Annotated in this window: 15 protein-coding genes and 1 pseudogene; 5 read left to right on the forward strand and 11 right to left on the reverse strand. The window is 34.9% G+C overall.

Going from position 1 to position 15,600, the window contains the following annotated elements; all coding sequences use genetic code 11:
- From Q0L68_RS07840 to Q0L68_RS07865, 6 genes are all read right to left on the reverse strand, one after another.
- Positions 1–483, reverse strand: a 483-nt coding sequence (locus tag Q0L68_RS07840; RefSeq protein ID WP_296701445.1) for a dihydrodipicolinate reductase C-terminal domain-containing protein, incomplete at its 3' end; no start/stop codon positions are given.
- 2 nt (positions 484–485) lie between these two features.
- Entirely contained in the window at positions 486–1,022 is a 537-nt protein-coding gene (locus Q0L68_RS07845) for a DUF5683 domain-containing protein (protein WP_366938367.1), read from the reverse strand.
- Between the two features lie 72 nt (positions 1,023–1,094).
- Entirely contained in the window at positions 1,095–2,006 is a 912-nt protein-coding gene (locus tag Q0L68_RS07850) for a ParB/RepB/Spo0J family partition protein (protein WP_296701447.1), read from the reverse strand.
- A 2-nt stretch (positions 2,007–2,008) separates the two neighbouring features.
- On the reverse strand, positions 2,009–2,791 hold the full coding sequence (locus tag Q0L68_RS07855; protein WP_296701449.1) for an AAA family ATPase: 783 nt from the start codon (positions 2,789–2,791) through the stop codon (positions 2,009–2,011).
- 269 nt (positions 2,792–3,060) lie between these two features.
- Positions 3,061–4,863, reverse strand: a complete 1,803-nt coding sequence (gene yidC / locus Q0L68_RS07860) for a membrane protein insertase YidC (RefSeq protein ID WP_296701451.1) — start codon at positions 4,861–4,863, stop codon at positions 3,061–3,063.
- 45 nt (positions 4,864–4,908) lie between these two features.
- Positions 4,909–6,528, reverse strand: coding sequence for a CTP synthase (locus Q0L68_RS07865; protein WP_296701453.1), 1,620 nt, complete (start codon positions 6,526–6,528; stop codon positions 4,909–4,911).
- Between the two features lie 953 nt (positions 6,529–7,481).
- Between Q0L68_RS07865 and Q0L68_RS07870 the strand changes: the two genes are divergently transcribed.
- Entirely contained in the window at positions 7,482–7,889 is a 408-nt protein-coding gene (locus Q0L68_RS07870; protein ID WP_296701454.1) for a hypothetical protein, read from the forward strand.
- A 52-nt stretch (positions 7,890–7,941) separates the two neighbouring features.
- Here the strand turns inward: Q0L68_RS07870 and Q0L68_RS07875 are convergent, their stop codons facing one another.
- Both Q0L68_RS07875 and Q0L68_RS07880 read right to left on the reverse strand, forming a co-directional pair.
- Positions 7,942–8,349: a hypothetical protein gene (locus tag Q0L68_RS07875; RefSeq protein ID WP_296701456.1), complete on the reverse strand. Its 408-nt coding sequence runs from the start codon at positions 8,347–8,349 to the stop codon at positions 7,942–7,944.
- Entirely contained in the window at positions 8,346–8,948 is a 603-nt protein-coding gene (locus Q0L68_RS07880) for an RNA polymerase sigma factor (protein WP_296701458.1), read from the reverse strand. The genes Q0L68_RS07875 and Q0L68_RS07880 overlap by 4 nt, the downstream gene beginning before the upstream one ends.
- An 88-nt stretch (positions 8,949–9,036) precedes the next feature.
- On the opposite strand from Q0L68_RS07880, the gene Q0L68_RS07885 reads away from it, so the two are divergent.
- The 4 genes from Q0L68_RS07885 (at position 9,037) to Q0L68_RS07900 (ending at position 12,132) form a co-directional block, all read left to right on the forward strand.
- Positions 9,037–9,381, forward strand: coding sequence for a DUF6249 domain-containing protein (locus Q0L68_RS07885; RefSeq protein ID WP_296701460.1), 345 nt, complete (start codon positions 9,037–9,039; stop codon positions 9,379–9,381).
- Positions 9,382–9,477: 96 nt separating this feature from the next.
- A complete protein-coding gene (locus Q0L68_RS07890) occupies positions 9,478–9,966 on the forward strand; it encodes a hypothetical protein (protein WP_296701461.1) in 489 nt (162 codons plus the stop codon).
- Complete coding sequence (locus Q0L68_RS07895; protein WP_296701462.1) at positions 9,963–11,402, forward strand: HD domain-containing protein; 1,440 nt, start codon at positions 9,963–9,965, stop codon at positions 11,400–11,402. The genes Q0L68_RS07890 and Q0L68_RS07895 overlap by 4 nt, the downstream gene beginning before the upstream one ends.
- Positions 11,403–11,424: 22 nt before the next feature.
- Positions 11,425–12,132 carry a tetratricopeptide repeat protein gene (locus tag Q0L68_RS07900; protein ID WP_296701463.1) on the forward strand — a complete coding sequence of 236 codons (708 nt, stop codon included), beginning with the start codon at positions 11,425–11,427 and terminating at the stop codon, positions 12,130–12,132.
- 402 nt (positions 12,133–12,534) lie between these two features.
- Here Q0L68_RS07900 and Q0L68_RS07905 read toward each other — a convergent pair whose 3' ends face one another.
- The 3 genes and pseudogenes from Q0L68_RS07905 to Q0L68_RS07915 form a co-directional block, all read right to left on the reverse strand.
- Complete coding sequence (locus Q0L68_RS07905) at positions 12,535–13,764, reverse strand: S8 family peptidase (RefSeq protein WP_296701464.1); 1,230 nt, start codon at positions 13,762–13,764, stop codon at positions 12,535–12,537.
- 157 nt (positions 13,765–13,921) lie between these two features.
- On the reverse strand, positions 13,922–15,319 hold the full coding sequence (locus tag Q0L68_RS07910; RefSeq protein ID WP_296701467.1) for a S41 family peptidase: 1,398 nt from the start codon (positions 15,317–15,319) through the stop codon (positions 13,922–13,924).
- A gap of 66 nt (positions 15,320–15,385) precedes the next feature.
- Positions 15,386–15,600 (reverse strand): annotated as a pseudogene (locus Q0L68_RS07915) (phosphonate ABC transporter ATP-binding protein); the annotation flags it as partial.

Consider the following 15,600-nt stretch of genomic DNA (forward strand, 5'->3'; position numbering starts at 1 on the left):
TTTAGAATCTAAATTTTTTATAATTCCTTCAGCAAGTGTAATGGCGGTCCCAGAGGGAGCATCTTTCTTTGCGGTATGATGTACTTCTTCAATAGATACTTTATATCCATTAGTTTCATTCATTAGCTTGGATAGGTATTCGTTAACCTTAAAAAAGATGTTTACTCCTATGCTAAAGTTTGAGGCATAGAAAAAACTCCCTTGTTTTTCGAGTGTTAAACTCTCAATCTCTTTTTTTCTTTCAAGCCAACCAGTAGTTCCGACAACAATTGGAACTCCATGGTTAATGGCCCAGGAAATATTTTCAAAAGCTGCTTCTGGCTGGCTGAATTCGATGGCTACATCGATCTCATTTGGATCTAGAAGATTAAGATCCTCCTTGTTTTCTATATTGATTTTACCAACAATGGAATGGCCTCGGGATTCGGCGATTTCACCTATAATTTTACCCATTTTGCCATACCCAAGTATTACTATATTCATTATTAAAATTTCAGTTTTAAAGAAACTCCCATTGAATTGTTGTTCGCTGAAAATGTTTCAAAATGTGGTTCAATACCTAATGCCAAGTCATCCGAAATATCAAAACCTGATAAATGAGCATCTACATTAGCATCAATCAGATTTAAGGCATAAATACCCGCTAATAATAAATAGCACAGATCTCTGTTTCGTCTCCAATAATCAACATTCCTCACCAATGCATCTCGATTTAAATTTGGGAAATCATTGATATTTCCATCATCAAAATCGAAAAGAGCCTGGCGGAAAACCTGGTATCTCCGATTATTAAATCTGATAAAATAGACATCTGTCATGATTCCAGCATACAAAATCGGAACTTTCCACGCTTTGTTGTTATAAACTTGGCCTGCTCCTGGCAAAATAGCCGAGTATAAAGTTGCCTTTCTGGGGTTTTTTGGAAGATTTGAATAATCAGGTTTTACTTTTTTTTCAGACTTTTTTAAATTCTCTACTTCTGCTTCTTGACTAAATGCGGAGCAATTTACAAATAAGCACAAAATTAAAAGTCCCAGGAATATCCATGGGGCTTTAAGAGGTTGAAATTTATGAAAAATTAAGGCTTTCAACGTTTAAATGATTTCCAGTATTTCCAGAATTCGGTTAAGATCGGATGTAGAGGTAAATGGGATTTTTATCTCACCTTTATTTTTATTATTTGCCTTTAAGGAGACTTTTGTACCAAAATGGGATGCCAATCTCTGTTGAATTTTACTGATCTCATATTTTTTGACAGGGTCCAATCCTTGTTCGGTGGTTTTCTCAGGCTTTCCTTCATTTAATGCTTTTACTAATGCCTCCACTTTCCTGACACTTAATTCTTCATCTACAGCCTTCTTGAAGATTGCCAATTGTTTGTCAACGTCCTCAATATTAATCAAAGCTCGGGCATGACCCATGCTGATTTGTTGATCTCGGATAGCTGCTTGGATAGTAGGAGGTAATTTAAGAAGTCTTAAATAATTATTGACGGTAGTTCTATTTTTACCAACACGATCTCCTAATTGTTCTTGTTTCAAGTCACATTCTGCCAATAATCTCTGATAAGAATGAGCTATTTCTAGAGCGTTTAAATTCTCTCTTTGAATATTTTCAATCAATGCCATCTCGAGCATTTGCTGATCGTTGGCAGTTCTTACATATGCAGGAATTTGGGCCAGCCCGGCTAATTTGGAGGCTTGAAATCTTCTCTCTCCTGAAATCAACTGATACTCTTTTGTATCAAGTTTTCTTACTGTTATAGGCTGGATGATACCTTGAACTTTAATGGATTCTGCCAATTCACTCAGAGCCTCTTTATCGAAATAGGTCCTTGGCTGAAAGGGATTTACTTGTATTTCTTCTAGAGGAATCTCGAATATTCCAGTTTTAACTACTTCTGGTAAAATCTCTTCCGACTTATGTTTCGCAGGGCTATCTTCCAGTAAAGCTCCAAGACCTCGTCCAAGCGCACTTTTTTTTCGATTAGGCTTATTGTCTGACATAATTAACTGTTCACTTTTTGAAGCCCATTCTTTTGAGCGATTTCGCTAGCTAGATTAAGATATGCAATTGCCCCTTTTCCATCTGCATCAAATGCAATAGCTGGTAGTCCAAAAGATGGGGCTTCACTTAAACGGACATTTCGAGGAATAATTGTGGTAAAAACCATATTCTTAAAATGTATTCTTACTTCTTCAACTACCTGATTTGAAAGTCTTAGTCTCACATCGTACATAGTAAGTAATATACCTTCTATTTCCAGATCGGGATTCAATCTTGTTTGAATAATCTTGATGGTATTAAGAAGTTTTCCTAATCCTTCCAGTGCAAAATACTCGCATTGTACAGGGATAATTACTGAGTTTGCAGCTGTTAAAGCGTTTATCGTAATCAGTCCTAATGAGGGAGAACAATCAATGATAATAAAATCATATTGATCTTTAAGATTCGAAATAACACCCTTCATTTTCTCCTCTCGGTTATCAAGGTTGATCATTTCTACTTCAGCACCTACTAAGTCTATATGAGAAGGTACTAATTCCAGATAATCAATTTCTGTTTTAAGGATGATTTCGTTGATATCGATGTCATCCACCATGCACTCATATATGCTTGTATTAATTGATTTTGGATCATGCCCTAATCCAGAAGTGGTATTTGCCTGAGGATCTGCATCAATAACCAGGGTTTTATATTCTAGTACAGCAAGACTGGCAGCGAGATTCATCGCTGTTGTGGTTTTCCCCACTCCGCCTTTTTGATTGGCTATGGCAATGATTTTTCCCATGTTATTTTGTTTCCGGGTAATTGAATACCAATATTAAGCAAAATCAATTCTTTTTCGGCTGATACCACCGCTTTTTTTGAAAGAGGATGGGTATTGAAATATATCCCTTCCCCTTAAATTGACATTGATCAAATATTGATTCTATTAATTGAAAATCAAATTCAAATATCCCGTTGTATGTTAGTTATGATTGGAAAGTTTTTTGAAGATTAATTGATGCGATTGAAATATCTGAAAAAATTAGGGAGCTCTATGGAAGCTCCCTATTCTTATTTTTTCCTATTAGAATCTGCTGCTTTCATAGCATCTTCCAGTTTTTGCTGGAATTTGGATTTCTTCTTATTTACGTTTTTCGCTTTACTCTCTTCAACTTTTGCTCTGATTTTAGTGTCATCAACAAATAGTTTGATCACAGCTTGTTGGCCAAATGTAACCATATTGGAAACAAAATAATAGAAACTTAATCCTGCAGGGTAAGAGTTTAGGATAAACATAAACATGACAGGCATAATATATCCTAAATTTTTCATAGGTCCCTGAGCAGTAGTTAATTGATTATTGAAATGAGTATATACAATTTGAGATACTGTCATCAATAATGTGAATAAACTGACATGAGATCCGTAAAATGGGATCGTAAAGGGTAAGTTGAAAAACGTATCGTAAGTAGATAAATCACTGGCCCATAGAAATGATTCCTGTCTCAATTGGATGGCATTCGGGAAAAAGAAAAACATTGCAAAAAGAAACGGCATTTGAAGAACCATAGGTAAGCAACCAGAAATTGGACTAACTCCCAATTGCCCAAAGAGCTTCATTTGCTCTTGCTGCATCTTCGTTGCATCATCTCCATATTTTTCTTTTAGCTCATCAATTTCAGGTTTGATCACTCTCATTTTTGCCATACCTATATAAGATTTATAGGTTAATGGGGAAAGAGCCAACTTAATGATAAACACTATCAAAATGATGATTACTCCATAGTTGCTGAAATACTTTTCTAAGAAAGCGAAAAGGTTTACAATGATGTATTTATTCACCCAACTCACGAAAAAGTAGCCCATGTCTACATTATTCTCAAAACCTTCTGTTACCTTCTTTAAGGTCTTGTAATTATCAGGGCCGAAATAATACGAGTAATCGGCAACTCCTTCCTTGAGTGGAATATCCATGGATGCCTCCATGAATTTGACTATGGAGCTATCTGCTGGAGTGCTTTGAGCCAAGCTAACATTTTGGAATGAGTCGGTGGCAATTAAACCTGCTGTAAAGAAACGTTGGCTAAAGCCAATCCACTTTACAGGCTCCTCTACGAGTTCCTGTTCTAAATCATCACCAACCCCAAGGTTTTCATATGAACCGGAATTCAAATAATAATTCACCTGGGTTTTTCTTCGGGACTCGGCCAAATCTCTTTCTTGCGCCTTTACTTGGTCTGCCCAGGTTAGTCGGATTGAATTACCAGTAAAATAGCCAGAATATCGGTCAATTTTTAAAGATTTATGAACCTCGTAAGAGCCATCTTTCAATTTGAAAACATGAGATATCTGACCGCTTTCAGTGGCAGCACTCAAAGTTAAAATATGAATTGTAGCACCTTCTTCGTCCTGTTCTGTTTGTAGATCTGATGAATAATAAAGGTCATTCAAAGAAACTAATCCCATTCTACTTTCAATACTAAAGTCCATCTGGGAGTTTTCAGCATCGATAAGCAAGAGAGGCATTTGTTCCCAATTCTTGAATTCTTTAAGATTTACTTCCTCAATTAATGCTCCTTTAGAGGAAACTGTTACCTGAATAAGATCATTTTCTAAAGTAATTTGACTTTCTTCACCAGAGGTCAAAACAGCTAATTCACCATATTTGGCAATATTCTGAGCAGATTGAAGAGAATCATTTTCAGAGAGGATCGTACTTTGCATCGCAGGTTGTACATCTCGATCTACAGATTCAGCTTGAGCTGGAACTTGTGTTTCTTCTGTTGGAATTTCAGGACTACTCGCAAAGAAGAAGGAGTAGACCAATATAACTCCGGCAAAAAGGATTAAGCCTGTCGCTTGATTTTTGTCCATAATAATTGGATAGAATAGGGATGGTTTCCCCTTAAATTAGCTTTGTTATTTAATTTTTTTATTGTCGATGGCCGCTTGGATGAATTTTACAAAAAGAGGCTGAGGATTCAGAACAGTACTCTTGTACTCTGGATGAAATTGAACGCCAACAAACCAAGGATGGTTTTTGATTTCAATTATTTCAACTAATCCGGTTTCTGGGTTTTTTCCTGTTGCAAACATTCCTTTGGTTTCTAACTCCGGTAAAAACTCATTATTGAATTCATATCTGTGACGGTGTCTTTCCTGAATTTTAGTTTTTCCGTAAGAGTTATATGCTTTGCTTCCTTTTTTAAGGTCGCAGGCATATGAACCTAATCTCATGGTTCCTCCCATTTGATCAATCTTTTTCTGCTCCTCCATAAGCGAAATTACTGGATGAGGAGTATAAGGATCCATTTCTGTACTATTTGCTTTTGGATGACCTAAAACATTCCGTGCAAATTCAATCACGGCTACCTGCATTCCAAGACAAATCCCAAAGAATGGGATTTTATTTTCTCTAGCATATCTAACGGTTTCTATTTTACCCTCAAATCCTCTTTCTCCAAAACCAGGTGCTACTAGAATTCCATCAAGATCCACTAATTTCTCTTCGTAATTTCCGGAGTTTATTTCCTCCGAGGATATTAGTTTTAAATTCACTTTACATTCGATAGAAGCTCCTGCATGAGTGAATGATTCAATGATAGATTTATAAGAATCAGGAAGAGAAACATATTTCCCGATCAAACCTATGGTAACTTCTTGAGTTGGATTCTTTAGTTTACCCAGAAAGTCTTTCCAGTTTTCTAAATCTGTATTTTCTTTGGAGGAGAGTTTCAATTTAGTCATAACTCTCTCATCCAACTTTTCCTTTTTCATTAAAAGAGGGACGTCATAAATAGAATCTGCGTCCATTGCTTCAATCACGGAATTCAACTGCACGTTACAGAAAAGTGCTAATTTTTTCTTTACATCATTTGGCAAATGATATTCAGATCGACAAACTAGAATATCAGGCTGGATACCTGCCTCAAGCAATTGCTTTACAGAATGCTGGGTTGGTTTTGTTTTTAATTCTTTAGCAGCTTTTAAATAGGGAATCAAGGTCAAATGGATAACTAGGAAATTGTTAGGGCCTAAATCCCATTTTGCCTGTCTCACAGCCTCTATAAAAGGTAAGGACTCAATATCACCTACGCAGCCACCTATTTCTGTAATTACAACATCATATTTACCATCCTCCCCGAGCTTATAGAAATTTGATTTTATTTCATCCGTAATGTGGGGAATGACTTGAACTGTTTTTCCAAGAAACTCCCCCTTTCGTTCTTTGGTAATGACATTGTTATAAATTCTACCTGTGGTAATGTTGTTATTTTGTGAAGTTGTGATATTTAGAAATCTTTCGTAGTGACCAAGATCTAAATCAGTTTCTGCTCCATCATCCGTCACGTAACATTCTCCATGTTCATATGGATTTAATGTTCCTGGATCAATATTTAAGTAAGGGTCGAATTTTTGGATTGTAACTTTGAAACCTCTTGATTGAAGTAATTTACCCAAAGAGGCTGCAATGATACCTTTTCCGAGTGAGGAGGTAACCCCTCCTGTAATAAATATGTACTTTGTTGTTGATCCCATAAGAATGGAGGCAGGATGTTTTTTTGTTTGAATTCTTATGGGGCTCAAAATTACGGAATTTTCCTGATTAAGGGCTTTTATCCTTTTGATTTTTATTATTTACTGCGAATTTACTTTCTCTGAAGTATAAATATCTCCTTATTCGAACTGACATTTGGTGACAATTGATTACAGTAATTTTGAAAAATCAGGAACCCAAAAAGATCAATATTGATGTGGGTGGAATTTTTCTTCATCGACCTTATTTGAAAAAAAATTGCATTAATCTAATGACAATATAAATAAGTTATTCTTAAAGATTGTTTCAAGATTAAAAAGTATTCCTAATATTTTATTTTCCATGATCTGAATAATTACTTCAAATCCAATTCGTTTCTTTGGTTTATAGTTAAATCTAAACATAAAACTGATTGAAATTCTTAGTATTATAGTTTAGTTTATATAGTGCAATGTCAAAGTAAAATAGTTATATTTTTAGATGTTAAATAAAAATCTCGAAAAAAGCTCTTTAAACTGCACAAACTTTCCAGTCAGAAATAATTTTTCTGTAATCTAAATTTTAAACCCTCAAAATTATATCTAAAAGGAATTTATTCACTCCTATTTTGGAACCAAGACCTAAATATTTCAAAGAACAATATTTGGAAGTTGTGTTTCTATTCTATTTAATTTATCAATTTGAAATATGAAGGTTGCATGAATCTATCAGATTAGGTCAAGTAATTGAAAATATATTTTCTTCATATGGAATTTTTAAAGTCTTTAGGGATTTAGTTCATTATTGATTTTGGAGTTTTATTTTTTAATCTTCTCAAAGTTGAATTCTATTAAAAATATTCAACTAGTTTGTTTTAATGAATTTTAATATAATAAAAGCATTAATCGATTTTTAGTGTATATGGAATTATATATATTGCGAATGGTTTTTAAATTTTAAACAAACTATTTTCACAATGAAAGATTTAATCAAAGAATCTATTAATGATTTGAAGAAAAGTGATGGTTTTGTATACGTTACTTCTGAAGGAAATAAAATAGATTTACACGAAGCCGCTGCAAAAGGAATCGCGGTTACTCCTGTTAACCCAAAAGATGAAGTTATTAAGAAATTAGAAGCTGCCGGTTTACTCCTTTTGGATGGAAAATTCGTCAATGACTTAAATGAACTTATCTCCCTAATTAGTGGAGCGGGATCTTCTAAAGGCAAGTCGGGTAAGAGAAGGACATTTACTGATTCAGAAAAGACTAAAATTGTCGAGGAATGGAAAAAAGTTGAAGCAGCTGGGAAGAAGACCAAAGCTGCATTTGCAAGAGAAATTGGTGTAGGTTATCAGACCTTCATTAATTGGTTGAGAGGTTAATATCTACTCCTTCACAACATGAAATAAGAAAGGCACCTTCAAGGTGCCTTTCTTATTCTATTTTCAATCTTTTTGAATTATATAGAATCCAGCTAAACATTAATAAGGTAAAAGCTAATAATGCTGTATTGAATATAGGACCAAGCTGGATTTTTGGTATTCTGATTGACGGAATAGTTAAATTTAAAGAAGAGGGCGTAAATTCTATGATTTTGTCCCAATAACTTATGGATGTTTCATTCCATGGAACAAAAATCAGAGTGGCTATTCCGATAAATAGAATTCCAGCTATAATAGATTTTAAGATAATAGGAGAAATAAGAGGTTGATAAACAATTGTTTTTTGCTTCTCAATTTTTGAAATTATTCTTCGATGAAAATCTTCGGAAGGGGATTCGCTACCAATTTCTGAGAATAAACCTTTTATAAATTCCTCTTCCTGAATATTGATATTTTTCATAACAGGTTAATTAATTCTTGATTTGTGATCTTTTGTAAAGATGATAATAGACTTTTTCTCCCTCTATGTAAGAGTATTTTAATATGGGATTCTGTTAAGTCTGTAATTTGTTCAATTTCCTTAATACTTTGTTGTTCAAGATAAAATAAAGTTAAGACTGCAGATTCAGTTGATTTTATTGAGTCAAGCGCTTTTTTTATTAAAGACTTTCTTTCTTCAATATGCATTTGCTCTATTCCATTCATAAACTCCGCGGGAGTTTCTTTTGTATCTATTATTTCGTCTAAATTAATCAAAGTTTGTTTGGACTTACGTAACCTTCCGATTGCTTCATGATAGATTATTTTATAAAGCCAAGTTGTGAATTTAGATTTACCCTCGAATGATTTGAGAGAATTATATACTTTCATAAAAGAGTCCTGAGCCACCTCCTCAGCATCTTCTTGATTCTTCAAAATCCGAAAAGCTAAGGTGTAGGCATATTTCTCATGTTTTTGGATAAGCTGTCCAAAAGCACCAAGGTCTCCTCTCAAGGTTTTTTCTATGTAAAAAGAATCTTCTTTAAAATGCATTCTATCCTGAGATGCGATAAGTACCAAAGAAGTTACAAATTATTTTATTATAATTTTTGTAACCTTTTCCCGATGGAATTGCATCAAAGAAGAAAAATCACAAACAAAAATCTTTATGGACGCAACTACAGTATTGGTAAACTTGATCATTTTCTCTACACTATTTGGAATAGTGTATATGTTTTTGACAAGTAGGAATAAAGAAAGACTAGCCTTAATTGAAAAAGGTGCAGATGCGACAGTCTTTAATTCAGGAAAGAAATTCAGTTTTGCTGAAGGTATTATGAATCTGGCATTACTTGCTATTGGAATTGGTGCTGGTGTATTAGTAGGTGCTTTATTGGAGCAAAGTGGGATGGCAAGCGAAGTAGCCTTTACTTCTTCTATCTTTATTTTTGGCGGGGTAGGATTAATGGCCAGCATTTTTGTCAATAGAAAACTTATTCAAAAGGAAGATTAAACCAATGTTTACTAACAAAAAAACCTCCTAGATCTAGGAGGTTTTTTTGTTCTATATCCATTTAAAAAGGTTGCTCTCAATATTCTGATTATTTTTGTGTCAAAAAAACAGACATTGGATCATCCTAATTTTCTCAAATTATTTAAAAAAGAAGGTATTCTCTCAATCCAAGAGGGTAACGGAAATTTAATTACCCTAATGTCTCCTGATAATTGGAGGCCTGAAATGGGAAATGATTGGATATATTTGTTGTTTGATACATTTCAAATTAGATCAATCTGTGAACAATTTTCGGAAGTGTCTCTGGATATTGTAGAATTTGCATCGAAACCTACCATATATCATAGTAAACCAAATAGGGTGATTCCAGAAGGACCTATTGTTAATGGAGCCTTGAAGTTTTCTTTAATTCGGGAACCAAACTGGAATAAATTACTTTTTCAGATTTCAAAACCAACTTTGATGAAAATTGAAACAGGAGCTAGTGCTAAAGTGAAAACTGATGTGCTATTTCCTCTATTTAGTCCAAGTACAAAAGAAATGTATTTAGGAGCTGAAGGTGAAGTTAAAATTTTGAAAGGATGAATTTTAAATCACATCTAGACGAGAAAGAAGTTTTCCAGAGAGTAGCAAATGCGGCTGAAAAGTTGAATTTGAAAACCTATGTTGTGGGTGGCTATGTGCGTGATTTGATATTGGATAGAAGAAAGGTTTCTAAAGACATTGACTTTACCTGTGTAGGAAGTGGTATTGAATTAGCGAAAGAGGTTGCTGTTGGATTTGACTTTCACGTACCCTTATCGGTCTTTAAAAACTTCGGGACAGCGATGCTAAAACTGGAGGATTGGGAGCTTGAATTTGTTGGTGCAAGAAAAGAATCGTATCGATCTGAATCAAGAAAACCCATTGTGGAAGATGGAACGCTGCAAGAGGATTTGGAAAGACGTGATTTCACAATAAATGCAATGGCAATTTCCCTTAACAGGGAAGATTATGGAGAGCTTTTAGATCCATTTGATGGTATTGGCGATATCAAAAGAAAGATTATAAAAACACCATTAGAGCCAAATATTACTTTTTCTGATGATCCATTAAGGATGATGAGGGCTGTTCGATTTGCTGCTCAATTAAATTTTGATATTGAAGCAGAAACTTTTTTTGCATTAACTGAAAATGCTTCTAGATTAAAAATCATTTCAGCCGAAAGAATTATAGATGAATTGAATAAAATCCTCTTAGTACCTAAGCCATCCTATGGATTTAAGTTATTGTTTGCGGCAAAACTACTTCATCAATTTTTTCCAGAAATGGTTGCACTGCAAGGAGTTGATTCGGTAGATGATAAAAGTCACAAGGATAACTTTTACCATACCCTACAAGTCTTGGATAATGTATCTCAGATGAGTGAAGATCTTTGGCTTAGATGGGCGGCTGTACTTCATGATATTGCGAAGCCTGCTACAAAGAGATTTAATTCAAAAGTGGGATGGACTTTCCATGGGCATGAAGATAAAGGTGCGAAAATGACACCTGGGATTTTCCGAAGGCTCAAATTGCCAATGGATGAGCGGATGAAGTTTGTTCAAAAACTAGTTAGACTTCATTTGCGTCCTATTGCTTTAGTTAAAGATGAAGTTACTGATTCAGCAATGAGAAGATTATTGTTTGATGCTGGTGACGATATAGACTCTTTAATGAAGCTATGTAGAGCAGATGTTACCTCAAAAAATAACAAACGTGTAAAGCGATACCTTGAAAACTTTGATAAAGTAGAACAGAAATTGCTTGAGGTTGAAGAAAAAGATCAAGTAAGAAACTTTCAGCCACCGATATCAGGAGAGGAAATCATGGAAATATTTGGACTTTCCCCATCAAAAATCGTAGGAGAGATTAAAGAAGAAATTAAAGAAGCTATATTGGAGGGCAAAATTCAAAATAAGCCTGACGAGGCAAGAGAGCTGATGGTGGAAATCGCTAATTCTAAAGGTGTATTTCCTGTCAAAGATCTACCTAAACCATAATTCAAATTAAATTAATAGAAAAATGAAGCGCGTATTATTCATGCTGCTACTGGTTCTTTGTGCCAGTCCAATTATTGCCCAAACTACATCGGACTCCATTCCTAGACTGGATTCGAAAACAAGAAGAGTTCTAAATTCTCAAGATCAAGCTTCATATCAACTGGCCTTAAGGTATGCGGATCCACTAGTTGCAAGAACAAAACTTTATGAGTTGATGGTAAGAAACCCAGAAGATTTAAGGTATCCTGAGCTATTGGCCGGCTTATATTTTGAAAACAACCTTTATACTTCTGCTGCTTTAGTGGCTATGGACGTTTTAAGTGTCAATGACAAGAGCGTAGGAGCATTGGAAATTGCGGCATATTCACTAGAACAAGTAGGTGCTCTTGATAGGGCTTTGCCGCATTTTGAAAGTTTATACTTGCTTAGTGGGGATAATTTTAGTCTCTATAAATCAGGTTTTATTCAATACTCATTAAAGCGGTATGATGAAGCTTTGAATTCGGTAAATATGCTAATCAAAAATGCTAAAGCTGATGAAAAGATAGGATTTAATACTACAGAAAATGTGACTCAGGAAGTTAGCATGAAGGCAGCAGCTCTTAATTTAAAGGGAATGATTTATTTAGATCAAGGTTCAAAGACAGAAGCCAAAACGGCATTTGAAGAAGCTATTCAACTTGATTCTAATTATGAGTTAGCGAAAGAAAATCTAAAAAAGGCTCAGTAAAAGCAGAAATTATTTTTAAAAGACTGGCGTAGTTGCCAGTTTTTTTTGTTCTAAATTTTTAAGAAAAAAAGAGAAAATATGCCAATGTCGTCGTAGCTGAGGAAATCAAGAGACTGATTAGAATAATTTTAGAATAGTTAGTAACGATAATTTTTGAATGGGGTCCTTGATTTATCACAGCCTTGTAGGGCTTAATAACTTCTTGAATTAAAGCAAGACAACCAAAAAAATAGATTAATAAAATAAGAAGTAAGCTCGCAGCTAGTTCCATCGAATATAGATTATATTCAAATTTACCCTCAAAAAATACTTTTTACCCATCTTTTTTAAAACTTAACAATTTGATAATGAGCAAAAAAAAAGCGACTCAACCGAGCCGCTTTATTATTATTTCTTTAGTAATTATTTAATTGCTACCTGATCAACGTTACCGTCTGGGTCACCGATTACAGCACCACCATTTCTAGGAGTGCCCCAAATCAATAAACCACAAACGTGTGGGGATGCCATTGATGTACCACTATAAGAAGCATACCCACCAGGAACAGTGGATAGTACACCTACTCCAGGGGCAGCAAAGTCAATAGGAGGGTTGCCATAATTTGAAAAAGAAGCGTAAGTATCACTACTATTAATAGCTGATATAGTATAAATATTAGGACCATTAGCTCTCGCTGGGGAATGATTGTTTGCATCATCGGATTCATTTCCGGCGGCCAATGCAACTTTTACTCCGCTTGATCCCAAAGCTTCTACTGCAGCATCAAGGGCACTAGAGACAGGTCCGCCTAAACTCATATTTGCTACATCTCCGTTTGCTGCATTTGCCGCTACAAAGTTAACACCCGCAATTACACCGGAATATGATCCAGAACCTCGAGAATTAAGAACTTTTACAGGGACAACAGTAGCACCTGCCGCAACTCCAACAACTCCAAAATCATTATCAATCGCAGCTACAGTTCCGGAAACATGGGTACCATGACCATTTCCATCTTGACCTAAATCAGAATCTTTACCAGATGTGAACGCGTTATATCCAAGAGATGTGGCAACATTTAAGTCTGGATGACTAGAATCTATTCCTGAATCTATTATATAAGCTTTTTTTGATCCTGTGTAGATTTGTCCACCTCCAACTCTTATGATTCCATAAGGAGTTGATTGAGAGGCTGAACCACCTCCGCCACCACCTCCACCTGGACCTTTACCAGGAGGAGGTGCCAAGGCAATTACCCTGTCAGGCTCGATAGCTTTAATGCTTGGATCTTTTTCCAGAAGTTCGGCTTGTTCATCTGTAAGAGTTGCAGAGAAGCCTTCTATAGTACTTCCATAAACATATCCCAGATTTTCTTCACTGATTCTATATTTCGCTAGTAGTTCAGATCCAGTTTTTCTCATGGATGCCTGTACGGCATCATAATTCATGTCTTTTCTGAAATTCAATCCAGTTGGCTGCATCGTTATGATGTACTTTCCTGGAATGATATCACCGGATTTAAATCCGATAAATTCTACTGCATCTGAGGAAAGAGGAGTTTCTTCTTGCGGTTGGCAGGAAAAAGCCAACGCCCCCAGAGCTAAACCAGCAAATAACACTGGTCTTTTCCAAAGTTTGTTTTGGTTGATCATAATTGTTTAGTTGATTGATTGGTTAAAAGTCTTTTTTAACGGTTGATTATTCGTTTAAAGGTCAAGAATCTCTAAATATTATTTTGGATTACCAATTATTTGAGGATAAAAAAATTAACAAAAAAAATGGCCTCAATTTCTTGAGGCCAAAATGCAATTATTTGATTATCTTTTTTTCAATCATCCTTCCGGTCCTGATTTTTCGATCTAGGGTACTACCTATGTCTTGTCTGTCTAGCGTTTCAAATCTACCTGAAGATGGGATTCCGGTAATTTGTTCGATTGCGGTCCTTAAAAGAAGTTCAGTAACATCCCCTAAAGGTCTTAATCTCTCTGAAGATTCTTTTTTGGTGAGATTTGGTTTAAAGCCAGTTGTATAATCAGATTGATCAAGACTATTGAAACTTTGAGTTACTATTGGTAAAATCCCATAAGGATTATCCTCATTTTCTTCATCCTCAAAAGGAATTGAACCTACATTTTTCCCATAAGTAACATCCCCGATTATATAAACATCCATATAAGGTTTTAGGCCGTTTATTATCAGTTCAGAAGCGGATGCAGTTCTAGATGATGTTAAAATATAGATTTTATTTTCTTCTAGGATGGGTCCAAGGTTTTGGGTTTTTGCTTTGAAAGAAGTTTGAACATTTGCGAGTTCTTTAGGGAATTCTGACATCAAATAATTATTGTATTTTGTCTTCGAGAAAATATCTGCGGTTGTTACCGAAGGAGCAATTAAACTAGCCAAATTAACAGCAGATGAGACATAACCTCCACCATTATATCTAAAGTCAATAATTAAATGATTGATATTTGAAGATTTGAATTTTGCGAAAATTTCATCTACTTGATCATCATATGTTGTATTTTGTTCTCCAGGTCCTGGAGCAAAGAAATTGTACATAAAATATCCTATTCTTTGATCACCAATTATATAGACTGAATCAATATAAATAGGATTTTCTGACAGCTGAAGTGTTTCTAATGTGATAGGCTCTTGTTCCTCAAAAATGAGTGTTACAGGATTTAAACTTAAATAAGTAATACTATGCTGAGATTCAATTTGGCCTAAAAGATCACGATAATTATCAGTTGTTATTTGAGTACCGTTAATTTTTGTAATTATGTCTCCCCTGACCAAACCAGCGCTTTCGGCAGGACTTCCTTTTTTAACATAGGAGATTTCAGCGATTACATTTGTACTTTCTTGACTTTGTAAATAAAGTTGGAATTCGTAACCGGCCTCCAATGTAATTCCACTCAAACTATTCATTAACTCCTGAAAGTCTGGATAAATTACTGAAAATCTATCTGTGGGTCTATTAAGCAAAGCTTCAAAATAATCTTCTGGGTCTGAGTTCTCAGCAATTGGAGTTCCCAGATCATCTAGCCAGTAGTAAACTTCATCCATGACATCCAAAATCCATCTATTTACTGCAATTTCTGAACTTGGATCAATGACTGGCTCAGTATCTTCTTTGTCTTTACAACTCCACCCAAAAACTGTCAAGGATAAGAGTAGAATAAGCTGAAGTAATTTGATTGATTTCATTAGGATTGATTTAAAGATCTCTTTATGAACGAAATAAGGACGTGGATGTTTGGGTATATTTTCAATTTAATAGTAAGAAGATCCAAATGTCACATCATGGGTTTTGCTATCCAGCAATTTGCCATTTTCACATTTTAATACTCTATAGGGATATTTACGCAATAACTCATGGTTATGGGTTGCCATGAGAATAGAAGTTCCTTTTTTATTGATCTCTTGAAAGAGTTTGAAAATCCCATCTGCTACATCAGGATCCAAGTTTCCCGTTGGTTCATCCGCTA

Origin of the sequence: Algoriphagus sp., from assembly GCF_024642405.1 — a bacterium.
Taxonomy (GTDB): Bacteria; Bacteroidota; Bacteroidia; order Cytophagales; family Cyclobacteriaceae; genus Algoriphagus.